General features: G+C 68.6%; 17 protein-coding genes. 10 read left to right on the top strand and 7 right to left on the bottom strand.

Annotation, left to right across the window (positions count from 1 at the left end; all coding sequences use genetic code 11):
* Positions 1-5: 5 nt before the first annotated feature.
* Positions 6-395 (bottom strand): YbaN family protein, encoded by a 390-nt coding sequence (locus V5F74_RS00690; RefSeq protein WP_245279395.1) that lies wholly within the window; start codon positions 393-395, stop codon positions 6-8.
* Positions 396-487: 92 nt separating this feature from the next.
* Positions 488-2,581, bottom strand: coding sequence for an ATP-dependent DNA helicase RecG (gene recG, locus V5F74_RS00685; RefSeq protein WP_394005684.1), 2,094 nt, complete (start codon positions 2,579-2,581; stop codon positions 488-490).
* A 143-nt stretch (positions 2,582-2,724) separates the two neighbouring features.
* Between recG and V5F74_RS00680 the strand changes: the two genes are divergently transcribed.
* The 3 genes from V5F74_RS00680 (at position 2,725) to V5F74_RS00670 (ending at position 6,153) form a co-directional block, all read left to right on the top strand.
* Positions 2,725-3,384 carry a protein-L-isoaspartate(D-aspartate) O-methyltransferase gene (locus V5F74_RS00680; protein ID WP_024279193.1) on the top strand — a complete coding sequence of 220 codons (660 nt, stop codon included), beginning with the start codon at positions 2,725-2,727 and terminating at the stop codon, positions 3,382-3,384.
* A gap of 101 nt (positions 3,385-3,485) precedes the next feature.
* On the top strand, positions 3,486-4,760 hold the full coding sequence (locus V5F74_RS00675; protein WP_374251197.1) for an alpha/beta hydrolase: 1,275 nt from the start codon (positions 3,486-3,488) through the stop codon (positions 4,758-4,760).
* 217 nt (positions 4,761-4,977) lie between these two features.
* Positions 4,978-6,153: a peptidoglycan DD-metalloendopeptidase family protein gene (locus tag V5F74_RS00670; RefSeq protein ID WP_394005681.1), complete on the top strand. Its 1,176-nt coding sequence runs from the start codon at positions 4,978-4,980 to the stop codon at positions 6,151-6,153.
* A gap of 66 nt (positions 6,154-6,219) precedes the next feature.
* On the opposite strand, the gene V5F74_RS00665 is transcribed toward V5F74_RS00670, so the two are convergent.
* The 3 genes from V5F74_RS00665 to V5F74_RS00655 all read right to left on the bottom strand — a co-directional run bounded on the left by V5F74_RS00665 (position 6,220) and on the right by V5F74_RS00655 (position 10,493).
* Positions 6,220-7,725, bottom strand: a complete 1,506-nt coding sequence (locus tag V5F74_RS00665) for a carboxypeptidase M32 (RefSeq protein WP_394005679.1) — start codon at positions 7,723-7,725, stop codon at positions 6,220-6,222.
* 183 nt (positions 7,726-7,908) lie between these two features.
* Entirely contained in the window at positions 7,909-8,244 is a 336-nt protein-coding gene (locus V5F74_RS00660) for an antibiotic biosynthesis monooxygenase family protein (protein ID WP_250165974.1), read from the bottom strand.
* Positions 8,245-8,285: 41 nt separating this feature from the next.
* Positions 8,286-10,493 (bottom strand): TonB-dependent hemoglobin/transferrin/lactoferrin family receptor, encoded by a 2,208-nt coding sequence (locus tag V5F74_RS00655; RefSeq protein WP_394005677.1) that lies wholly within the window; start codon positions 10,491-10,493, stop codon positions 8,286-8,288.
* A gap of 393 nt (positions 10,494-10,886) precedes the next feature.
* On the opposite strand from V5F74_RS00655, the gene V5F74_RS00650 reads away from it, so the two are divergent.
* The 3 genes from V5F74_RS00650 to V5F74_RS00640 are packed head-to-tail and all read left to right on the top strand — an operon-like array spanning position 10,887 to position 13,641.
* Complete coding sequence (locus tag V5F74_RS00650; protein WP_394005675.1) at positions 10,887-11,780, top strand: heme/hemin ABC transporter substrate-binding protein; 894 nt, start codon at positions 10,887-10,889, stop codon at positions 11,778-11,780.
* The gene (locus V5F74_RS00645; protein WP_394005673.1) at positions 11,777-12,862 is read left to right on the top strand and encodes a FecCD family ABC transporter permease; all 1,086 of its coding nucleotides are present in this window, start codon (positions 11,777-11,779) and stop codon (positions 12,860-12,862) included. The genes V5F74_RS00650 and V5F74_RS00645 overlap by 4 nt, the downstream gene beginning before the upstream one ends.
* A 2-nt stretch (positions 12,863-12,864) precedes the next feature.
* Positions 12,865-13,641, top strand: a complete 777-nt coding sequence (locus V5F74_RS00640) for a heme ABC transporter ATP-binding protein (RefSeq protein ID WP_394005671.1) — start codon at positions 12,865-12,867, stop codon at positions 13,639-13,641.
* Positions 13,642-13,701: 60 nt separating this feature from the next.
* Here the strand turns inward: V5F74_RS00640 and V5F74_RS00635 are convergent, their stop codons facing one another.
* Complete coding sequence (locus V5F74_RS00635) at positions 13,702-14,175, bottom strand: peroxiredoxin (protein WP_394005669.1); 474 nt, start codon at positions 14,173-14,175, stop codon at positions 13,702-13,704.
* A 259-nt stretch (positions 14,176-14,434) separates the two neighbouring features.
* Here V5F74_RS00635 and V5F74_RS00630 point away from each other — a divergent pair, with 259 nt between their 5' ends.
* The 4 genes from V5F74_RS00630 (at position 14,435) to V5F74_RS00615 (ending at position 22,355) form a co-directional block, all read left to right on the top strand.
* On the top strand, positions 14,435-17,938 hold the full coding sequence (locus V5F74_RS00630) for a YhdP family protein (RefSeq protein WP_394005667.1): 3,504 nt from the start codon (positions 14,435-14,437) through the stop codon (positions 17,936-17,938).
* A 193-nt stretch (positions 17,939-18,131) separates the two neighbouring features.
* Positions 18,132-20,273 (top strand): sodium-translocating pyrophosphatase, encoded by a 2,142-nt coding sequence (locus V5F74_RS00625; RefSeq protein ID WP_024279182.1) that lies wholly within the window; start codon positions 18,132-18,134, stop codon positions 20,271-20,273.
* A 91-nt stretch (positions 20,274-20,364) separates the two neighbouring features.
* Entirely contained in the window at positions 20,365-20,994 is a 630-nt protein-coding gene (locus V5F74_RS00620; RefSeq protein WP_038193482.1) for a trimeric intracellular cation channel family protein, read from the top strand.
* Positions 20,995-21,056: 62 nt separating this feature from the next.
* Positions 21,057-22,355: an NCS2 family permease gene (locus tag V5F74_RS00615; protein ID WP_394005664.1), complete on the top strand. Its 1,299-nt coding sequence runs from the start codon at positions 21,057-21,059 to the stop codon at positions 22,353-22,355.
* 37 nt (positions 22,356-22,392) lie between these two features.
* On the opposite strand, the gene V5F74_RS00610 is transcribed toward V5F74_RS00615, so the two are convergent.
* Entirely contained in the window at positions 22,393-23,208 is an 816-nt protein-coding gene (locus V5F74_RS00610; RefSeq protein ID WP_029558394.1) for an FkbM family methyltransferase, read from the bottom strand.
* Between the last annotated feature and the right edge of the window lie 369 nt (positions 23,209-23,577).

Raw genomic sequence — 23,577 nt, 5'->3', positions numbered from 1 at the left:
TCGCGCTACCGGTTCGGCCGGGTCGCGATGAAGATCGCAAGCAGGATGAACAGCACGCCGAGGAACGCGAGCACGAAGGTCGGCGCGCCGAGATACCAGCTGCCGGTGAAGGTGCCGACGAAGCTCGCCAGCGCGAACAGCTTCACCAGGGGCGGGATGGCCCCGGTCTCCCGCCACCGGACCACGCCGGGGCCGAGCCAGCGGTGATTGAGGAGCCACGCCTCGAACTTGGGCGACGAGCGGGTGAAGCACCAGGCGGCGAGGATCAGGAAGACCGTGCCCGGCAGCATGGGCACCACCATGCCGATGGCGCCGATGACCAGGAAGACGAACCCCGCCGCGAACAGCAGCTTGCGATAGATGGCGTCGCGGCTCCAGCGCCCTGCGGCCAGCATCTCACTCTGCGTCAGCTCCCTCTGCGCCGTCGGGGCAGGCGGAGGAGGGGCGGATGCATCGTCGTCGGCGGCCATCGCGGGACCATGGCGCCTCATCCGGCGGAGAGCAAGCGCACGGCCGCATCCCGCTCCTGCAGGTGCAGCAGCGTGTGCAGCACCCGCGCGCCGGGGGCGACAAGGTCGGGATCGGCCCGCACCTGCGCCGCCGCCGCGTTGCGGGCGGCCTCCACCTCGCCGCCGTGCCATTCCATGCGGGCGAGGCGGAAGCCGGGCAGGCCACTTTGCCGCGTGCCCAGCACGTCACCCTCGCCGCGCAGTCGCAGATCCTCCTCGGCGAGGCGGAACCCGTCCTGGCTCTCGCGCAGGATGGCGAGGCGAGCTTTCGCCGTTTCGCCCAGCGGGTGACGGTAGAGCAGCAGGCACACGGACGGCTTGTCGCCGCGCCCAACCCGCCCGCGCAACTGGTGCAGCTGGGCGAGGCCGAAGCGCTCGGCATGCTCGATGACCATGACGGTGGCCTCCGGCACATTCACGCCCACCTCGATCACCGTCGTGGCGACGAGCAGCCGCGTCTCCCCGCGGGCGAAGCGGGCCATGGCCTCGTCCTTGGCGGCGCCGGACATGCGCCCGTGCACCAGCCCCACCGATGCGCCGAAGACGGCTTGCAGCGTCTCGTAGCGCTCTGTGGCGGCGGCGAGGTCGGAGGTGTCGGTCTCCTCCACCAGCGGGCAGATCCAGTAGGCCCGCGCGCCCGAGGCGAGTGCGCGCCCGACGCCTGCCACCACCTCGTCCAGCCGGTCGAGGGGCAAGGCGCGGGTGTCGATGGCCTGCCGCCCCGGCGGCTTCTCTCGCAGCTCGCTGGACTCCATGTCGCCGAACAGGGTGAGGACGAGGGTGCGGGGGATGGGGGTCGCCGTCATCACCAGCATGTCCACCGCCTCGCCCTTGCGGGCCAGCGTCAGGCGCTGCTCGACGCCGAAGCGATGCTGCTCGTCCACCACGGCGAGGGCGAGGTCGCGGAAGATCACATCGTCCTGGATGAGTGCATGGGTGCCCACCACCAGATCGGTGCGGCCGAAGGCCAGCTCCGTGAGAACTGCTTCGCGGGCCCGCCCCTTCTCCCGGCCGGTGAGGATGGCGGTGGACAGGCCGGCCGCGGTGGCCAGCGGCGCGATGGTCTCGTGATGCTGGCGGGCGAGGATCTCGGTGGGTGCCATCAGCGCGGTCTGCCGCCCAGCCTCGGCCACCGTGGCGGCGGCCATCAGGGCGACCACGGTCTTGCCGGAACCCACGTCGCCCTGGAGCAGGCGCAGCATCCGCGTGTCGGCGGCCAAATCTGCGCGAATGGCGGCGATGGCCTGCTCCTGCGCGCCGGTGAGCGTGAAGGGGAGGGCGGCGGCGAGCCGCGCCGAGATGGGTCCATCCCCGATGGTGGAGCGCCCGCCAGCCTTCTCCTCCTGCGCCCGGACGAGGGCGAGGGTGAGCTGGTGGGCCAGCAACTCGTCGAAGGCGAGCCGGCGCCAGGGCCCGCCGGCCGGCGTCGCCTCGTGAGGGGAGGCCGGCTTGTGCAGGCGCATCAGCGCCTCGCGGAAGGAGGGCCAGCCCCGCGCCGCGCGAACGTCTTCGGGAATCCACTCGGGCAGGTCGGGCACGCGCTGGAGCGCGGCCTCCATGGCCCGGCGCAGGTGGCCGGAGGCGAGGCCCTCCACCAGCGGATAGACCTGCTCCACCGCCGGCAGCCGCTCGACTCCGGCGGCATCGAGGATGCGGTCCGGGTGGGTCATCTGCCGCATCCCGTCATAGATGGAGATGCGGCCGCACAGCCAGCGCTTGGCTCCGACCGGCAGCATCCGCTCGATGCGCGCGGGCTCGATCTTGAAATGCACCACCACCATGTCGCCGCTGGCATCGGACACATAGGTGCGGTGCGGCGCCCGGCTGCCGGGCGGGGGCGGCTGGTGGGCATCCACCGTCACTTCCACCGTCACGTCGGTCTCGGGAACGGCCTCTGCGAGCAAGGGGCGGGCGCGGCGGTCCACGAAGCCGGACGGCATGTGGAACAGCAGGTCAATCACCCGCGGCATGTCCCGGCCCAGCAGGCGCGCATACGGCTTCATCAGCTTGGGGCCGATGCCGGAGAGGCTGTCGAGGGTTGCGAAGAGGGGAGACAGGACGTCGGGGCGCATGGCGGCGCGAGGGTGTCCGATCGGCCGTTGCGGCGCAAGCCGGGGCGGCGCGCGGCGGCTGGGAAGATGGTGGAAAGGCACCGGCTGGAGATCGGCGGCAATCTGCTATAGGTTTCAACAGTTAGGCGGAGATGGACACCGGGATGAGCACCGGCGAGGGCGACGGCGAGCAGGCGGAACGTGCGGCCTTCATCCTCCGGCTGCGCCAGCGTGGGATCAGGGATCTCGCGGTGCTGCGCGCCATCGAGCTGGTGCCGCGGCCGCTGTTCGTGGATCCCATGATGCGCCGCCACGCCTATGACGACGTGGCGCTGCCCATCGCCTGCGGCCAGACCATGTCGCAGCCGAGCCTCGTCGCCGCCATGACGGAAGCCCTCGGCGTCACGGCAGACCAGACCGTGCTGGAGGTGGGCACCGGCTCCGGCTATCAGGCCGCCGTGCTCTCCCATCTCGCCGCCCGCGTGGTGACGGTGGACCGCTATCGCTCCCTCGTCAGCGAGGCGCAGACGCGTTTCGAGGTGCTCGGCCTGCGCAACGTCACCGCCTATGTGGGCGACGGCATGAACGGCATGCCGGCCCGCGCGCCGTTCGACCGCATCCTCGTCACCGCCGCGGCACCCGACATCCCCCCGGCGCTGATGGATCAGCTCAAGCTTGGCGGCGTCATCGTCGCGCCCCTCGGTGCGCCGGAGGAGGTGCAGACGCTCGTCCGTATCGTCAAGGAGCAGTCGGGCCGCAGCCGCACCGACCTGATGAAGGTGCGCTTTGTACCGCTCGTTCCGGGCGCCGCGGCCACACTCTGAGCGAAAGCATCGCTTTCACCGTACCCTGGTGCCGAAGCCCGTTGCGGGGGTCCGATCCCTCGGCTATCGGGATCGACAGTTGCGTTCCGGGGGATCGAGAATTGAAGGGCGTTTCCGGCCGCGGGCGGCAGTTTCTGACGTGTGCGCTGCTGCTCGGCCTGCTGACAGGCTGCGCCGGGCGCCCCGATGGCGCGCTCATTCCCGTGCCCGATACAATTCCCGGCACGTCCCGCGTGGACATGGTGGTCGCCACCGTCCGCGAGCGGTCCGATGGCCCGGACATCTTCAACGGCGAGCGCGCCCGCACGCCGAGCTATGCCGAGATCGAGGTTTCCATCCCGCCCGACGGCGCCCGCAAGATCGGCGACGTTCAGTGGCCCCGGAGCATTCCGGGCAACCCGGCGACGGACTTCGTCACCACCAAGCTCGTCGACCTGACGCAGGATCAGGCGACCGTGTGGTTCCATAACCGCATCAGCCGCACGCCCGGCCGGCAGGCTCTGGTGTTCGTGCACGGCTACAACCAGCGCTTCGACGACGCGGTGTTCCGCTTCGCGCAGATCATCCACGATTCCGAGGCGCCGGTGACGCCGGTGCTGTTCACCTGGCCCTCGCGCGGCAGCCTGCTCGCCTACGGCTATGACCGCGAAAGCACGTCCTTCTCCAGGGATTCCCTCGAGCGGCTGCTGACCTTCATGGCCAAGGACCCGAACGTGGGCGAGATTTCCATCCTCGCCCATTCCATGGGCAACGTCGTGACGCTGGAAGCCCTGCGGCAGATGGCGATCCGCAACGGCCGCATCCTGCCCAAGATCAAGTATGTGATGCTGGCGGCGCCGGACGTGGACGTGGATGTTTTCTCCACCTTCTTCAACGAGATCGGCAAGACCAGCCAGCGCCCGGCCTTCACCCTGTTTGTCTCGCAGGACGACAAGGCGCTCGCCGTCTCCCGCCGGGTGTGGGGTGACGTTCCCCGTGTCGGCGCGGTGGATCCGGAGCAGGAGCCGTTCCGCACCGAGTTCGAGAAGAACAACATCAACGTGGTGGACCTGACCAAGCTCAGGACCAACGATCCCCTCGCCCACGGCAAGTTCGCCGCCAGCCCGAAGGTGGTGCAGGCCATCGGCGCCCGCCTTGCGGAGGGGCAGACCATGACCGACTCCCGCGTCGGCGTCGGCGAGCACATCATCAAGGCGACCTCGGACGCCGCCGCGACCGTCGGCACCGCCGCCGGCCTCGTCATCGCCGCGCCCGTCGCCGTGGTGGATGAGAACACCCGCTCCCACTACAACCAGCATGTGAACCAGCTGGGCCGCTCGGTGTCGGACACCGCCGAGAGCGGCGCCAGCGTGGTTACGCTCCCCAAGGGCAACTGACCAAACGGCAGGTCGGGTCGCCGACCTGTTGCAGGTTTGTCACGCGGGAGTCGAAAGTTCGGCAGCACCATGCCGAAGATACGTCATTTAAGCCGCCGTTTACGCATGGGACCCTTAACTGCGGGCCGTAATGTTTGCGTGCGAGTTCGGTCACATGCGTACTTCCTGCGGGACTCACGGGCGTAACGTCTTCGCGCGGCTGGCACTGATCGGGCTCGTGTCCGGAACGGTTGCAGGCTGTAGTTCGGATACGATCCGCTTCGCCGCCGACTCGCCCCAGCCACCGGCCGGGGCGCCCGTCGCGGGCTACCAGGGGCATCCGGGCGGCTATCCGCCCGCCGGCAACGGGGACGTCACCGGCTCGCTCGGCTCGGGTCGGGTGGAGGCCATGCCGGCCCCGCCGCCGGGTCAGGCGGCTGCGCCCGGCTACCCGGCCTCATCCTATGCCTCAACCGGTGGCGGTCAGCCGCTGTACGGGGCGCCCGGCTATGCGGCGGCGACGCCCGCTGCGGCTCCCGCCGCCCGCGGTCCGGCTGCCGGAACCCACGTGGTGGTGGCCGGCGAGACCCTCGGGTCCATCTCGCGCATGTACAACGTCTCGGTGGCCTCGCTGACCATCGCCAACAACATTCCCGCCGGAGGCACCGTCCGCACGGGCCAGACGCTCATCATCCCGCCCGGCGGCAATGGCGCGTCGCAGGCGAAGGCCGCGCAGGCTGCTGCCCAGTCCACCGCTGCCGCCAAGCCGCCGCAGCTTGCCGCGGCGGCTCCGGTCGCCAGCACGCTGCAGGTTCCCGGCTCGGCCAAGCCCGCGACGATCGCCGCCACGCCGGCTCCGGCACCGGCTGCCGCCCCCGCTGCGAAGCCCACCCAGACCGCTGCGGCCAAGCCCGCCGGTTCTGCGCCGACTGCGGCGGTGTCCAAGTCGGCCGCACCCGAGCCCAAGGTCGAGACCGCCGCGAAGGTGTCGCCGGTGATCGATGCCGACGACGCCCCGCGCGCCGGTGGCTCCGGTCCCCAGTTCCGCGCCCCGGTGCGCGGCCGCGTGATCGCCTCCTACGGTCCCAAGCCCGGCGGTGCCCACAATGACGGCGTGAACTTCGCCGTCCCCGAAGGCACTGCGGTGCGCGCTGCCGAGGACGGCACCGTCGCCTATGCCGGGAACGAGCTGAAGGGGTACGGCAACCTCGTGCTTATCAAGCACGCGGACGGCTACGTGACCGCCTATGCCAACAACAGCGAGCTGACGGTGAAGCGCGGCGATACCGTGCGGCGCGGCCAGATCGTTGCCAAGGCCGGCCAGAGCGGCAACGTCTCCTCGCCCCAGCTGCACTTCGAGATCCGCAAGGGGTCCACGCCCGTCGATCCGAGCCGCTACGTCGCCGGTCTCTGATAGCAACTTCATCTCAAACGAAAACGGCCGGGCATCTGCCCGGCCGTTTTGCGTTGGGACGGTCGATCAGGCCGCCGGATGCTCCATCTCGCCGCCATAGCGCCGGCGCAGGTGGGCCTTGAACACGGAGGCATCGAGCGGCCGGCCGGTGGCGCGGGTCAGAAGCTCGTCCGTCTCCAGCAGCGAGGCCTGGCCGTGGACGTTGACGCGCAGCCACGCCAGCAGGGGCGCGAAGTCCCCCTTGGCAATGCCGGGCAGGATGCCGGGATCGGCGCGGCAGGCGGCGTCGAACAGCTGCGCGGCGGTCATCGCGCCCAGCGTGTAGGTGGGGAAATAGCCCCAGCCGCCGCCCGGCCAGTGAATGTCCTGAAGGCAGCCCAGCCGGTCGTCGGGCGGCGTCACGCCGAGGAGGGACTTCATCCCTTCGGCCCAGGCCCCGGGCAGGTCGGCGAGCTTCATATCTCCGCCGATCAGCGCCTTTTCCAGCCGGTAGCGCAGGATGACATGGGCGGGATAGGTCACCTCGTCCGCATCCACCCGGATGAAGCCGCGCTCCACCCTAGTGTAGAGCCGCCACAACGCATCCGCCTCCCAGGCCGGGCCGGAGCCGTTGAAGGCGGCGCGCATGCGCGGGGCGGCGAAGGTGAGAAACTCCCGGCTGCGGCAGGCCTGCATCTCCATGAGCAGCGACTGGCTCTCATGGATGCTCATGGAGCGGGCCTGACCCACCGGCTGGTGGATGAAGTCCTGCGGGCGACCCTGCTCATAGAGCGCATGGCCGGTCTCGTGCAGCACGCCCATGAGGGCGCGGGAGAAGTCGCTCTCGTCGTAGCGGGTGGTGATGCGCACGTCGTTGTCGGCGCCGCCGCAGAAGGGATGGGTGGAGACATCGAGTCGGCCGCGCTCGAAATCGAAGCCGACCACCTTCATCATCTCAAGCCCGAGCGCGCGCTGCGCCTCCACGGCGAAGGGGCCTTCGAGCGGGGGCGTCGCCGGGCGGCGGGCCTGGATTTCCAGCACTTCCTCGGTGAAGCCGGGCAGGAACTGAGCGAGGTCGTCGAACAGCGCGTCGATGCGGGCCGAGCGGCCGCCGGGCTCGTAGCCGTTCAGGAGGGCATCATAGGGGGAGAGGCCGAGCTTCTCGCCTTTCACCCGGCCGATCTCGCGCTGGAGCCGCAGCACCTCCTCCAGATAAGGCAGGAGGGCCGGGAAGTCCGCGTCCGCACGCGCCTTGCGCCAGGCCATCTCGCAGCGGGAGGAGGCGCGGCTGGAGGCTTCCACGAGGTCGGCGGGCACGGCGGTGTCGACCGTGAAGCTGCGGGTGATCTCGCGCACGTTGGCGCGCTCCCACGGGCCCAGATCCTCATTCTCCGCATTGGCGATCCAGTCGCCGATGCGCGGGTCGGTCGCCATGTTGTGGTGGAGCACGCGCAAGAGGGCGAGGCTCTCCGCGCGGGTGGAGGCGGCGCCCTTGGGCATCATGGTGTCGCTGTCCCACTGGAGGATGCCGATGCCGTTGGCGAGCGCCGCGGCACGGTCGAAATGGGCGGCGAGGTCGGAATAGGCCGTCATGGCGCGATCCTGTTGGCTCTGGGGCCGGAGAATTCAAGGGCCGGGAAAAGGGCCAAGACGGTAGCCAAGCGGAGCGGGCATGGAAAGGGCGGGTCCTGCGGCGCGGGTCGCAAAGAAAAGCCCGGCGCGGACGTTGGGTCCGGCCGGGCTGGAGGTAACACCGTGGTTCGGGTCGGTGGGCCCTCAGGCCGCCTTCTCGCCGGGGGTGAGCGAGAGCACCGACTCAAATCCTTCAAACTCCGGACCGCCGATATAGTTCACGCGGTTGGATGACGCACCCGCGTCGCGGTGGGCGAGGCGGAAGGCCTCCGACTTGGTCCAGGCCTCGAAATCAGCCTTGGAGCCCCACACGGTGTGGGAGATGTAGAGGGTGTATTCCTCCTTCTCCGCCCCGCGGCACAGATCGAAGGCGACGAAGCCGGGGACGCTGGCGATGTAGGTGTCGCGCTCCCGCCAGACCCGCTCGAACTCGGCTTCGGACCCGTGCTTCACCTTGAACCTGTTGGTGGCAATGAACATCTCGTCACTCCGTATGGGCAATGGGAAAGGTAGCCGGCCGCCTATTTGACCGGGTAGGGCGTCGCCGCCGCGATGGTCTCGGCGCCGATCTTGAACTTGAGGCCGGCCTTCGCGGTGATGCCGGCGCTCGGCAGGAACTGCTGATACTGAACGTACTGCTCGTTGAAGAGGTTCTCAACGGAGAGCTGGGCGAGCACGTTCGGGTCCGGCTGGTAGCCGAGATAGACGTTCACGAGGTTGAAGCTCGGCGTCGCCGCGTAGGGGGAATCCGCCGGCAGGTCAGCCGCGGTCTTCGCCGCCACCCACTGCCAGCGCACCGAAACCGTGAGCTTGTTCTCGAAGAAGCGGGCGCCCAGCGTCGCGGCGATGTTGTTGGGCATCACGTTGGCGAGGGGCTGGCCGTTGTTGGTGTTCTCGCCCTCGGACACGGTGGCATTGAAGCCCGCGAACCAGAGGCCGGCGTCGTAGTTGCTCTCGAACTCGAAGCCGCGCAGGCGGGCGTTGGCGATGTTCTGATACTGGTAGTTGGCAAAGCTGCCGAACGGCGTCCGGTCGTAGCCCACCAGCTCGATATAGTCCTCCACGTCGTTCTGGTAGACGTTGGCCTTGGCGCGGAACTTGTCGCCCTTGGTGAAGATGTCGTCGAACCGCAAGTTCAGGCCGATTTCCTTGTTCTTGCCGATTTCCGGCCGGAGATACGGGTTTGGCACGAAGCAGAACACGCCGAAGCTGCCATCCGGGCAGAAGACCAGCGGAATGTTCGGCGGGTGCGCGCCGTTCACCAGCGTCTCGGTGACGGCCGGCGCGCGATAGCCTTCCGCGAAGGTGCCGTAGAGCGTCACCCACTGCCAGGGCGTGAGGCCAACGGTGATCTTGGGCGAGAGATGGTCGCCGCTGGTGGAAACGCCGTCTCCGCTGAGATTGTAGGTGTCGTAGCGCAGCGCGCCGATGGCCTCGAACCAGGTGGAATAATTGGCCTTCCACTGGATGAAGGCACCGCCCACACCCCGCTCGCCGGACGGGTTGTAGCCGTCGCCGAAGCCGTAATTGTCCACATTGTCCACGTCGTCGTGGAAATAGTCGCCGCCGACGGTGATGGCGTTCCGGATGTCGGCGAAGGTGAAGCGCGAGGTGTTGTTGAGGTCGAAGCCCAGCGTGTCGATGGTGAAATAGCGGGGGTCGCCGATGGAGCCGGTGATGGAGCTGGGCGTACCCGCCACCTTCAGCTGGCTCTGCTTCACCCGGTTCCAGTAGATCTGGCTGCGCCAGTCGAAAATGTTGTCGTCGGGGTTCGTGTAGTTCCAGCTCGCCGTCAGGGTCTGGTTGAGAACGGTGGTGCCATACTGGGTGGAGTTGGCGGGAAGCGCGTTGTTCACCAGCGCGGCGTTGTAGGTGGTGTAGTCGGCGTCGTAGTTGAGGCCGGTGATCTTCACCTCGTGATGGTCCGCCGGCCGGAAGGTGAGCTTGGCGACGCCGGTCCAGATGTCGGAGCCGGTGCCGGGCACCTCGTTGCCGTTGCCGTCCGTATAGTCGCCCTGCGAGCGGTAGGTACCGCCGAAGAACAGGTCGATGTTCGGGTTCACCTTCGCCGCCGCGAACAGGGCGGCGTAGCCCATCGGCCCGTTGGAGCCGAATTCCCCGGCGGATTCCACGCCCCAGGTCTGGCCGGGCCTGATGATGTCGTTGGCGTCCTTGGTGCGGAAGGTCACCACGCCGCCGATGGCGCCGGAACCGTAGATGTTGGCCACCGGGCCGCGCACCACGTCCACGTCCGCCAGCAGGCCGGGCTCAAGGAAGAAGGAGCCGGCGCCGGTGCCGTGGCCGAGCTGGGTGAAGTTCTGCCGCGCGCCGTCGACGAACACCGCGACGCGGCCGTAGTCCTCCATGCCGCGGATGTTGATGGAGGCCTGCGTGGAATTGCCGTTCTGGATGACGGTGGTGCCCGGCATGCCGAAGAAGACGTCCTGCGTCCGCGACGGCATCAGCTGTTCGAGATCGTCCTGGCGCACCACGCTGATGGCGGCCAGCGCATCGATGGCGCGCTCTTCCGTGAAGCTGGCGGCCACCGTGATGGTGTCGAGAGAGATGGTCGTCGTGTCGTCGGTCGCGCCGGCCTCAGGTGCGCTCTGGGCGCGTAGCGGCGTGGCCATGAGGACGGCGCAGAGCGCGACGCCCGCGAGCAGCGCCTCTTTCCCGCGGCGATGCCTTTCGCCCTTGAACACGGCAATGCGCTGCGGTTCTCCCGCCATAATCCTCTCCCGGCTGATGTTCGGAGGCTGGCTGGCGTCGATCCGGAAGCCGGGGACGTGGCGGGCCGCAGGCGTGCTGCCTGAGCAGGCGGTTTCCTGCGCAGGTGATGTCCTGAGCAGGCGTCTTGCCTGACACGATTTGGCTACCGTCACGCCACGGAAGCGTCAAGAAGAATACATCCAACTTGCCAATGAACTGAAATAACGTCAGAGACTGTTGCGTGTCTGGCACGTAGATATGTGCCCGTTCGATATTGGAATAAATAAAATAAAGGCGAATCGGTCTCATGAAGACTCGCCATCAGAAAATGGAGTTGCTCTAATTCCATGTTGATCCGGCGTCAGAAAGCTATCCGCGCGTGCCGTCTTGCGGTGCGTCTTGTCAGCCTTGGCGTGGTCGTCGCTGCCCTTCTTGCTGTCGCCGGCCTCGCGCCACGTGTTGCTGCGGCCCAGCCGCAGGCGGTGCCGCCGCGCATCGTCTCCATCGGCGGCGCGGTCACAGAGATCCTGTTCTCGCTCGGCATGGGTGATCGCGTGGTGGCGGTGGACCAGACCAGCCGCTACCCCGCCGCCGCCCGCGCTTTGCCGGATGTGGGCTATGCCCGCGCCCTGTCACCGGAGGGCGTGCTCTCGGTGGGGCCCACGCTGATCCTCGCCATGGAAGGCGCCGGGCCGCCCTCTACCATGGAGGTGCTGAAGCAGGCCTCGGTGCCGGTCGTCATCATCCCGGACGGGCACGACAGGGAGGCGGTGCTGCGCAAGATCGCGGCCGTGGCGCAGGCGGTTGGCGCGGAGGAAAAGGGCAGGGCGCTCGCTGCCGAGGTGTCCGACGATTTCGCCGCCCTCGATGCCATGGTGAAGGCGCTGCCGGAGCGGCCGCGCGCGGTGTTCGTGCTCTCCGCCTCCGGCGGCGCGGCGGTGGTGGGCGGCTCGGACACCAGCGCCGACGCCATCCTGAAACTCGCGGGCCTCACCAATGCCATGGCTGAGATCAAGGGCTTCAAGCCGGCGCTGGATGAGGCCGCCATGTCGGCGGAGCCGGAGGCGGTGGTGGTGATGCGCGGCGGCGGGCAGGTGCTCGATGCCCCGACCGTCTTCGCTTTGCCCGCCTTCGCCGGAACACCGGCCGCGCGGGACAAGCGCCTCGTGTCGCTGCCCGGCTCCTATCTGCTCGGCTTCGGTCCCCGCACCCCCCGCGCGGCGCGCGATCTCGCTGCGGCGCTGCATCCGGGCGCGAAGCTGCCGGAGCTGCCGGCCCGACCCTGGAGCACGGAGCCGGACCAATGAGCATGGAAGGCATTGCCATGGCCACGGCGGAGGCGGGAACGCGCGGGCGTCCGGTGACGGCGGGGCTGACCCTGTTCGCTGTGCTGGCGGTTGCGGCCTTCGTGGGCGCGCTTGCCATCGGCCCGTTCACCATCGCCCCCGGCCGGGTGTTCGCCGTGCTGTGGGACTGGATCACCGGCGCGGCGCCGGCCGGCTCCCTGCGCGAGCGCATCGTGGTGCTGGACGTGCGCCTGCCCCGCGCCATCGTCGGCGCGCTGGCCGGCTCGGGCATGGCCGTGGCGGGGGCGCTGATGCAGGGCGTGTTCCGCAATCCGCTCGCCGATCCCAGCCTCGTCGGCGTGGCGCCGGGGGCGGCGCTGGCGGCGGTGGCGTTCGTCGTGTTCGGCGCGCCGCTCGTCGGCCTGTTGCCGCAGCCGTTGCAGGTGGTCGGGCTGCCGCTCGCCGCCTTCGCAGGAGGGCTCGTCACCACCCTCGTCATCGCCCGCCTCGCGGAGCATGACGGGCGCACTTCGGTGGCGACGCTCCTCTTCGCCGGCCTTGCCCTCGGGGCGCTGGCGAGCGCCGGCACGGGGGTGATGGTGTTCCTCGCCTCCGAGCAGCAGACGCGGGACTTCCTGTTCTGGACGCTCGGGAGCCTCGGCGGCGCCACCTGGATGAAGGCGGCGCTTGCTGCGCCTTTCGTGCTGGGGTTGCTGGCCATCGCCGTCGGCCTCGCCCGCGGGCTCGATGCGCTGGCGCTGGGCGAGGCGGAGGCGTTTCACGCGGGCGTCAGCGTGGAGCGACTGAAGCGCACCGCCGTCGTCGCCGTCGCGGCGGGGGTGGGGGCGGCGGTGGCGGCCACCGGTGTCGTCGGCTTCGTCGGGCTGGTGGTGCCGCATCTGGCGCGGCTGGTGATCGGGCCGTCCCATCGCGCGCTGGTGCCGGCCTCGGCGCTGCTCGGAGCGGCGGTTCTGCTCGGCGCGGACATCCTCGCCCGCATGATCGCGGCGCCGGCCGAACTGCCATTGGGCGTCGTCACCGCTCTGGTCGGCGCGCCCTTCTTTCTGTGGCTGCTGCTGAAGCGTCGCGCCTTCGTGGGGTGAGCATGTATCGCGCAGAGAACGTCACCGTCACTGCTTCCGGCCGTCGCCTCGTGGATGGCGCGAGCCTCACGGTTCGGCCGGGGCGCGTCACCGTGCTGGTGGGGCCGAACGGCGCCGGTAAGTCCACACTGCTTAAGGCCATGTCCGGCGAGCACCGGCTCGCCACGGGGCGGGTGACGCTGGACGGTATCTCCATCCATGACATGCGGCCGCTGGAACTGGCGCGGCGCCGGGCAGTGCTGCCGCAGGCGGCGGAGGTGGCCTTTCCCTTCACCGCCGCCGAGGTCATCACCGCCGGCCTCATGGCGGGGGAGGGGCACGACCGCGCCCGCATCCTGCGCCTGCTGGCGCGGGTGGACCTGCCCGGCTTCGCCGACCGGCGCTATGACAGCCTTTCAGGCGGCGAGCGGCAGCGTGTACAACTCGCCCGCATTCTCGCCCAGCTGGATGCGGGAAAGCCGGATGCACCGGGCTATCTCTTCCTCGACGAGCCCACCGCCAGCCTCGATCTCGCCCACCAGCTCACCGTGCTCAACATTGCCCGCGCCCATGCGGATGCGGGCGGGGGCGTGCTGGCGGTGCTGCACGACCTCAACCTCGCCGCCATGGTGGCCGACGAGATCGTGGTGCTGGCGGGAGGGCGGGTCCGCGCGGCGGGGCCGGTGGCTGAGGTGCTGACGGAGCCGGTGCTGGCGGACGCCTTCGGCATTCGCCTGCGAATCGGGGTCGCCCCGCCCGGCCCCTTCATCCTGCCGCAGAACGTGCAGGCGGCGCAGTAGGGGCAGGCAGGGGGGAGTGAGCCGGGCTCAGTCCAGCGTGCCCGTAGCTATGAACCGGGCTCAGCCCAGTTCTCGAGCGGCCTTCAGCACCTCGGCGGCGTGGCCGTCCACTTTCACCTTGGGCCAGGTCTTGGCCACCTTGCCGTCGCGGCCGATGAGGAGGGTGGCGCGTTCGACGCCCATGTACTTGCGCCCGTACATGCTCTTTTCCACCCACACGCCGTAGGCTTCCAGCATGGCCTTGTCGGGGTCGGAGCCCAGCGCGAAGCCGAGGCTGTACTTGTCGCGGAACTTGTCCTGCGCCTTCACCTCGTCGGCGGAGACGCCGAGGATGTCGGTGTCGGCAGCGGCGAATTCCGCCTTCAGGCCGTTGAAGGCAATGGCTTCCTTGGTGCAGCCGGGCGTGTCAGCCTTGGGGTAGAAATAGACCACCAGCTTGCGGCCCTTGAAATCCTTCAATGAAACGGTACCGCCTCCATCACGGGTGAGCGAGAAAGCAGGCGCCTTGGCGCCAACCTCCGGGAAACTGGACATTCCGCCTTCCTTTCGACGTGTTCGGCGCCATACGGGGCTGCTCAAATGCAAGCCCACAAGATGGCCGCGTTCTTGGGCCAGATGGTATCATCAAGGGAGTTGATCCACCTCATCTTTACGAGACAAGGGCAGGTTAGGGTCATTTCTTGCGGGCCGGAGGCGAATCGAAGCGCACTCCGGAGGGCACCGCGGGACCATCGCCGGGTTGCGGACGAACGGCCGGGAACGGCCGAAGCGGTAGAGGGAAGGTCCAGACGGAATGGAGTTTCGGCAGGAGAGGCCGGCGGGGGCGCGGCGCGAGCCTAAGCGGTCCCGCTTCCGGGGCATTGTCGGTGCGCTGACGCCGCGCAGCCGTGCCGCGCGCCTTTTTACCGGCCTGTGCCTCGTCCTGATCGCCCTCGGCGGCGTCGCTGCCGTCACCCTCTACGCGCTCATCGCCACCGGCATGGTCACCGCCAACCTCGCCACGCCCTATATCGAGCGGGCGCTGGAGGAGCGCATTGGCGGCGGCCACCAGGTCAGCATCGGCGCCACCACCATGGAGACGGTGGGCCATGGCGCCACCGCCGTGGTGGTCCACGACATCCGCGTCACCGGCCCCGACGGCCAGCTCGTCGCCAGCGCGCCGAGCGCCGAGGTGGAACTGGAAGGCTCCATCCTCTCGCTCATGCCCAAGGCGCGGCGCATCGACCTTGTGGGCGCGGAAATGACGGTGCGAATCGCCCCGACCGGTCAGGTGGCGGTGGCCACCGGCCGCGGCGCCAAGGCGATCCCCGCCAGCCCCACCGCCCGCTCCGCGGCGGCACCCGCTGCATCCCAGACTGGGACCCCGGCCTCTGCCCCCGCCTCGCCGCCAGACAAGGCGCAACAGGCCGCCGATGCCGCTGGCGCGGATTTCGATCCGCTCAAGCCCGTCGCGCTTGCCCGCTGGATGGCGGACCTCGAAACCGCCGGCTTCGATGGCGGTGCGCTCGCGGACGTGGGCCTCAAGGACGGCACCGTGATCGTGGAGAACGAGGGCGCCGGCCGCCGAATCGTCTTCCAGCACATGAGCGTCCGGCTCGCACGGCCGCCGGGTGGCGGCGCGGTGCTGACCTTCACCACCCAGTCGCCGCAGGGCGTCGCTACCGCTGTCGCGCGCATCAGCCCGGTCAGCAATGGCGAGCGCGCCATGGACGTGGCCATCCGGAACGTCTCGACCCGCGACCTGCTGCACGCCTTCGTGCAGGACCAGCGGCGCTTCTATATCGACACCCCCCTCAACGCTTCCTTCTCCGCCCGCCTCGCCCTCGACGGCGCGCTCACGTCCGCGGATGCGAGCCTCGATCTCGGCGCCGGCGCGCTCGGCAGTGGCGAGGACCCGGAAGAGCGCTTCGTCATCGACCGCGCCCGCATCGTGGCCAAGCTGGATGTGGCGCGGCGTGTGATCGTGGTCGCTCCCATCGAGGCGGTGAAGAGCCAGAACATCATCGAGCTGGCGGGTGAGATCCGCGTGCCGGCCAAGGCGCAGGAGCCGTGGCCGTTCCAGATGGGGCCGAAGCAAGTCGTGTTTCAGGGGCCGGAGATGCCCGAGCCGCCCCTCGTCATCACCAAGGTGGACGTGTCCGGCCGGTTCGATCCGCCCAGCCGCCAGATCGTGGTGGACCAGGGCCTGCTGGGCGCTTCCACTGCGAGCTTCAGCTTCACGGCGCTGTTCGATTTCGGCGTGCCGATCCCTTACCTGAAGTTCGACGGCGTCGCCTCTCCCATGCCGGTGGCGACGGTGAAGCGCTTCTGGCCAGTGAACATTGCGCCTCCCGCCCGTCAGTTCGCGGTGGAGAACGTCTCGGGCGGCACAGCGGAAGGCATCGCGGTCGCGGTGAAGCTGCCGCTCGACCTCATCGGCCAGAAGCAGGTGCCGCTGCCTGAGGACGGCGTGCGCTTCACCATCACCGGCAAGGGCGTGACGATCCGGCCGGTGAAGGGACTGCCGCCCATCACCAATTCCAGCCTCGCCATCCTCGTCACCGGCCGCTCGGTGCGCATCACCATGCCCGACGGCACAGTGGTGACGCCGCAGAACCGCAAGATCGCGGTGAGCGACGGCGTGATGCTGATTCCCGACTATTTCCCGCGCGAGCCCTCCGCGCAGATCCGGGTGAATTTCAACGGCCCCGCCGACGCCGGCATCGAGGTGCTGGGCATGGAGCCCCTGAAGGGGCCGCAGGGCACCGCCTTCGATCCCTCCACCACGCGCGGCCGGCTCTCGGCGCTGCTGCAGGTGAACATGATCTTCCGCAAGGTGCCGCTGCCGGAAGATCTCGACTATTCGCTGGAGGCGAACCTCACCGACTTCGGCGTGGACAAGGTGTTCCGCGGCCAGAGGCTGGAGGGCGCGACGGTGAAGGCCTTCGCCTCGCCCGCCGGCATCGTCCTGCGTGGCGAGGGCAAGCTCGCCGGGGCGCCGCTCGCCTTCGAGTACGAGAAGAAGAAGGACGTGGCCGATTCGGACATCCGCGTCTCCGCGACCCTCGACGATGCCGCCCGCGGCAAGCTGGGCGTGGACATTCCCGGCGTCAGCGGCCCGGTGGGCGTACGGGTGGTGGGCACCACCAACAACAAGGACACGCGGGCGAGCATCGAAGGCGACCTGACCCAGGCGCGGATCGCCGATCTCATTCCCGGCCTCAGCAAGCCCGCCGGCAAGCCGCTCAAGGCGCGCTTCACGGTGAACGACAAGGGCAACTCCGTCCGCCTCGACGACATGGTGATCGACGGTTCGGGCACCCTGCTGAAGGGCAATATCGAGCTGGCCGACAGCGGCGACCTGATGGGCGCGAACTTCCCGACCTTCCAGCTCTCCGACGGCGACAAGGCCTCGGCCAAGGCGGAGCGGGTCGGCTCGGTACTGAAGATCCGCATCACCGGCGAGGTGATGGATGCCCGTGGCATCATGAAGAGCCTCGTCAGCGGCCCCCCCACCGACAAGCGCAAGTCGCAGGACGTGGACGTGGAGGCGCGCATCGGCGCGCTCACCGGCAACAACGGCGAGGTGCTGCGCCAGTTCGATCTCTCCACCACGCGGCGCGGCGTCGAGATGCGGGATTTCACCCTCACCGCCAAGACGGGCCGGGACGGCACGGTGGCCGGCGAGATGCGCACCTGGCAGGGCCGCGAGCGGGCGCTGCAGATCACCACCTCGGACGCCGGCGCGCTGTTCCGCTTCCTCGACATCTACGCCAAGATGCAGGGCGGCGAGGCGTGGCTGGTGGTCGATCCCCCGCGCAGCGACAACACGCCGCAGGAGGGCGTGCTGCACCTGAGCGACTTCTCCATCAAGGGCGAGCCCGGCCTGGAGCGCCTCTCCAGCGCCGCCCGCGACAGCTCCGGCCGCATCGAGAACGGCACCGCCGCTTTCGAGAAGGCGCAGGCCCAGTTCTCCCGCTCCACCGGCAAGATCGTCTTTAAGGAAGGGGCCATCTGGGGCCCCTCCGTGGGCGCGACCTTCGACGGTTCGCTGGATTTCGCCGCCGACCGCATCAACATGCGCGGCACCTTCGTGCCGGCCTACGCGCTCAACAACATCTTCTCCAAGCTGCCGGTCATCGGCCTGTTCCTCGGCGGCGGGCCCAACGAGGGCCTGGTGGGCGTGACCTTCGAGGTCGTCGGCCCGCTGTCCACCGGTCCGACCCTGCGGATCAACCCCATCTCGGCCGTGGCGCCGGGCTTCCTGCGCAAGATCTTCGAATTCCGCGATTCGACCGGAACGCCACCGACGCGATAGCCCTTCCGATGCCCCGGCGGGACGGGGGAGGCGAAAGTGGAAGCCCCGCCCATGGGGCAATCGTGCGACGGTCTCATGAAACCGCCCCAAGGTGCGACGCTTTGCCCAAACGCCCCTTGCGATGGCCCACGGCACCCCTCACACTCCCGGCCCATAAACATAATTGGCAGGAAACGAATTGAGGGTGGGATAGATGCTGGCTCTGGTGCTCATCATCGCCTGCGGCCTCTTGGCCGTGGCGTACGGCGTATGGACGATCAAGGGGTTGATGGAGGCGGACCCGGGAACCGCCAGGATGCAGGAGATCGCATCCGCCATCGCTGAAGGCGCGCAGGCCTATCTGCGCCGGCAATACACCACCATCGGCATCGTGGGTGCCGTCATCTTCATCCTCGTGGGCGTGTTCCTTGGCTGGCTGGTGGCCATCGGCTTCGCGCTGGGGGCCATCCTCTCCGGCCTTGCCGGCTTCATCGGCATGAATGTGTCGGTGCGGGCGAACGTGCGTACCGCGCAGGCGGCGACGCTCTCGCTGGCCGGCGGCCTCGACCTCGCCTTCAAGGCGGGTGCCGTCACCGGCCTTCTGGTGGCCGGCCTCGCGCTGCTCGGCGTCAGCGTCTACTACCTCATCCTCACCGGCTTCCTTGGTTTCGCGCCGAACAGCCGCACGGTGGTGGATGCGCTGGTGGCGCTGGGCTTCGGCGCCTCGCTCATCTCCATCTTCGCCCGTCTCGGAGGCGGCATCTTCACCAAGGGCGCGGACGTGGGCGGCGACCTCGTCGGCAAGGTGGAAGCCGGCATTCCCGAGGACGACCCGCGCAACCCGGCCACCATCGCCGACAACGTGGGCGACAATGTCGGCGACTGCGCCGGCATGGCGGCCGACCTGTTCGAGACCTATGCGGTGACGGTGGTCGCCACCATGGTGCTCGCGGCCATCTTCTTCGCCGCCAATCCGGCGACGCTCGCCACCATGATCGTCTATCCGCTGGCCATCGGCGGGGCGTGCATCCTCACCTCCATCGCCGGCACCTATTTCGTGCGGCTGGGGGCGAACTCCTCCATCATGGGCGCTCTTTACAAGGGCCTCATGGCGACGGCGGGCTTCTCCATCATCGCGCTTGCCGTGGTGACATGGCTGCTGCCCGGCTTCGGGCCGATCCAGGGAGTGGCCTATTCGGGCACGAGCCTGTTCCTGTGCGGCCTCGTCGGCCTCGCGGTGACGGGGGCCATCGTGGTCATCACCGAGTATTACACCGGCACCGGCTATCGCCCGGTGGTGTCCATCGCCCAGGCGTCGGTCACGGGCCACGGCACCAACATCATCCAGGGCCTCGCCGTCTCGCTGGAATCGACGGCGCTGCCGACCATCGTCATCATCGCCGGCATCCTGTGCGCCTATGGCCTTGCCGGCCTGTTCGGCATCGCCATCGCCGCCACCACCATGCTCGGCGTCGCCGGCATGATCGTGGCCCTCGATGCTTTCGGCCCGGTGACGGACAATGCCGGCGGCATCGCCGAGATGGCGGGCCTTCCCAAGGAAGTGCGCCAGTCCACCGACGCGCTCGACGCGGTGGGCAACACCACCAAGGCGGTGACGAAGGGCTACGCCATCGGCTCCGCCGGCCTCGGCGCGCTGGTGCTGTTCGCCGCCTACAGCCAGGACCTCAAGTTCTTCATCGCGCAGGCGGCGCCGGGCTCCTACTTCGCCGGCGTAACGCCCAACTTCTCGCTTGAGAACCCCTACGTGGTGGTGGGCCTGCTGTTCGGCGGCCTCTTGCCCTTCCTGTTCGCCGCCATGGGCATGACGGCGGTGGGCCGCGCGGCGGGCGCCATCGTGGAGGAGGTGCGCCGGCAGTTCCGCGAAAAGCCGGGCATCATGGCCGGCACGGAGAAGCCGGACTATTCCCGCGCCGTCGACATGCTGACCAAGGCGGCCATCAAGGAGATGATCATCCCCTCGCTGCTGCCGGTGCTCTCGCCCATCTTCTGCTACTTCGCCATCTACTTCGTGGCGGGCGGCGGCGTGGCAGGCAAGTCGGCGGCCTTCTCGGCGGTGGGGGCGATGCTGCTGGGCGTCATCGTCACCGGCCTGTTCGTCGCCATCTCCATGACGTCGGGCGGCGGCGCCTGGGACAATGCCAAGAAATCGTTCGAGGACGGCTTCGTGGACAAGGACGGCGTGCGCCACATGAAGGGCTCGGAAGCCCACAAGGCGTCCGTCACCGGCGACACCGTCGGCGATCCCTACAAGGACACGGCGGGTCCCGCCGTGAACCCCATGATCAAGATCACCAACATCGTCGCGCTGCTGCTGCTGGCGGTGCTGGGGCACTGAACCGCCCCGGTTCGCCGGGGTTAACACCAAGGCCGCCTGTCCCTGCCGGGGCAGGCGGCGTTTTTGCGCGGGGGCTATCCTGGGTTCCTACATCACGCCGCAGACCCTGCTCCACATCCTCTATCTCGTCGCCATCGTGGCCGAGGCCATGACGGCCGCGCTTGCCGCCGGACGGCGGGAGATGGACTGGGTGGGCGTGTTCCTGCTCGGCTGCGTCACCGCGCTGGGCGGCGGCTCGGTGCGGGACGTGCTGCTCGGCAACTACCCGCTCTCGTGGGTGGCGCACCCCTCCTACCTCATCGTCACCGGCGGGGCGGCGCTGGGCACGGTCTTCCTCGCGCGGGTCATGGACCATCTGCGGCAGGTGTTCCTGTTTCTGGACGCGGTGGGCCTCGTGGTGTTCACCGTCATCGGCTGCAACGTGGCCATCGGGTTGGGATTGCCCGTCATCGTGGTGATCGCGGCGGGCATGATCACCGGCTGCGTCGGCGGCGTGCTGCGGGACGTGCTGTGCAACGAGGTGCCGCTGCTGTTCCGCGCCGAGCTTTACGCCACCGTCTCGATCCTGACGGGGCTGCTCTACGTGGCCGGGCCGCTGGCCGGGCTGCCGCAGCCGCTCACCATGGCCATCGCCATGGCCGCCGGCCTGACCCTGCGCCTGCTGGCCCTGCGCTTCGGCTGGAGCATGCCGAAATTCGTCTACACGCAGGATCTGCATTAGCGCCTGCACGGCGCGAACGTTGCTGCTAGCCTCTTCCCCGATACGGGCAGGGCAAGCTTCACATGCGCGGACTGATCGAGCGCGTCTTCCAGCTGGAGGCGCACGGCACCACCATCCCGACCGAGGTGGTGGCGGGCATCACCACGTTTCTCACCATGGCCTATATCGTGGTGGTGAACCCGCAGATCATGGCGCAGGCGGGCATCGACGCCGGCGCGGCCTTCACCGCCACCTGCCTCTCGGCGGCGTTCGGCTCGGCCATGATGGGGATCATCGCCAACTATCCCATTGCCGTCGCGCCGGCCATGGGCATCAACGCCTATTTCACCTTCACCGTGGTGCTGGGCATGGGCGTGCCGTGGCAGCAGGCGCTGGGGGCGGTGTTCGTCTCCGGCGTGCTGTTCCTGGCGCTCAGCCTGTTCAGGGTGCGGGAATGGCTGCTCAATTCCATTCCCATGTCGCTCAAGCTCGGCATGGGCACGGGCATCGGCCTATTCCTCGCGCTGCTCGGCCTCAAGGGTATGGGCGTGGTGGTGGCGAGCCCGGTGACGCTGGTGGCGCTCGGCAACCTCGCCTCGCCCTCCACCTTCATCGCCTGCGGCGGCTTTCTGCTCATGAGCGGCCTTGCGGCGCGGGGCGTTCCGGGAGCGATCCTCATCGGCATCGCGGCGGCGACGCTGGCCGGCGTGCCGTTCGGCCTCGTCTCCTTTTCCGGCATTGTCTCGGCCCCGCCCTCATTGGCGCCGACGCTGCTCCAGCTCGACATCGCCGGCGTGCTGCGCCTGTCCATGACCGGGGTGATCGCGGCGCTGTTCCTGCTCGTGCTGCTGGACAACATGGGCACGCTCATCGCCACCCTCTACAAGGGCGGCCTGATGCGGGAGGACGGCTCAGTGCCGCGTCTCGGCCGCGTGCTGATCGCCGATTCGGGGGGCGCCATCGTCGGCTCGGCGCTCGGCACCTCCACGCTCACTTCTTACATCGAGAGCGCCGCCGGCATCGAGGCGGGCGGGCGCACCGGGCTTACCGCCGTGGTTGTGGCGCTCATGTTCCTCGCCTGCCTGCTGTTCGCGCCTCTGGCGCTGGCGGTGCCCGGATATGCGACCGCGCCGGCGCTGCTGGTGGTCGCCCTCGCCATGATCGGCGCCATGGGCGACCTGCCGTGGGATGACGCTGCCGAGGCCTTCCCCGCCGCCGCGACGGCGCTGGCGGTGGTCTTCACCTTCTCCATCGCCACGGGCATCGGCCTCGGCTTCATCACCTATGTGGCGGTGAACCTCATCGCCGGCCGCTGGCAGCGCATCAGCGGCGCGGTGTGGATGATCGCGATCGCCTCGGCGGTGCTGCTGGCGATCGAATAGGCGGCACGGAGCAGGGCGCGTCCGGGCCGCCCAGACGTCAGCTCAGCTGCAGGTTACGGAAGCAGTAAACGTCCAGTTCACCGCCCGCGGGCCGGGGGATTTCCGCAAATCCGAGATCGCAGATCGCGGACACCACCTGCTCGGGCTTCTTGCCGGCCACAGCGTGGATTTCGATGACCAGATTGCGGCAACGCCGCAGCGATGAGCAACTGCCCGAGGCGAAGATCTCGTATTCGGACCCTTCGATATCGATCTTGCAAAGATCGACCACCTCGTTCTCGGACAGCGACCGTCCGATCAGGTCATCGAAGGTAATTGCCTCGATCGCCGCATGGCGCCGCACGCCATGCGAGCTGTGCCCGAGGGATCCGGAGATCGATTCACCGGTGCTTCCCCTTCCGAAGTCCGCGTTGATCGTTCCAGCCTGGCCGGAGATGGCGCAATTGAACAGTTTGAGCTCGGCGTCGAAGTTCTGAACGAGATTGAGCTGCATTCGTGCGAACACCCGTGGGTTCATTTCCACGGCAACAATCTTCCGGAGCGCGAAACCCATGTCGGAAAGAAGAATGGGGAATCCACCACCGTTCGAGCCAATATCGACCAGCGTCAGGGGACCCTTGAGCGCCATCTGGGGGATCAGGAGACGGTACATCGGACTGGTAAGACAGGCTCGCGTCCCGGTCTCGTCACCGCCATGGTGGTCGATCACGAATTCCATACCGTTCTTTCGGTAGGTAATCATGCCGGTACCACGGAACAGCAATCTCGTGGCCACAACCTCCCAGCGATTATCGAAGTGCATGATCGCGCGAAGACCAGCCTTCGAATTATGCAACTTGCGGGACAGGTCCATGCGTATCGCCTCCGGCGCGAGCCTGCTGAGGCAGGCGAGAATAATAGGATTAAGGTCCTGATGGGACAATCTTGGGGGACCGCGACGACGCCCCCGGCGAAGGGAACCCGTCTGCGAACCCAAACCGAGCGAGGGCACTGCAGCAATTCTAGACGAACCGCCTACCGCAGCGAACAAGAAAAATCTTCAGCCCGGCATTGCGGCCCCGATGGCGCGCCCGGCGCGACGCCTTGCCGCTGGTCGCGGCAGGCCTCGCCGCGATGGGGGGATAGGGATGGCCGCCGCCCTCCCGCTCTTCCCTCCTGCCGCCCGATCGTGTAGGGAACCCGCGACCTGCGCGCCGGGGCACCGCTCTGGCGCGAACGTGAT

This window comes from Xanthobacter aminoxidans (assembly GCF_043193615.1).
GTDB classification, from domain to species: Bacteria; Pseudomonadota; Alphaproteobacteria; order Rhizobiales; family Xanthobacteraceae; genus Xanthobacter; species Xanthobacter aminoxidans.
The sequence above is the reverse complement of the archived record's forward strand: the minus strand, read 5'-3'. Positions and strand labels throughout refer to the sequence as shown.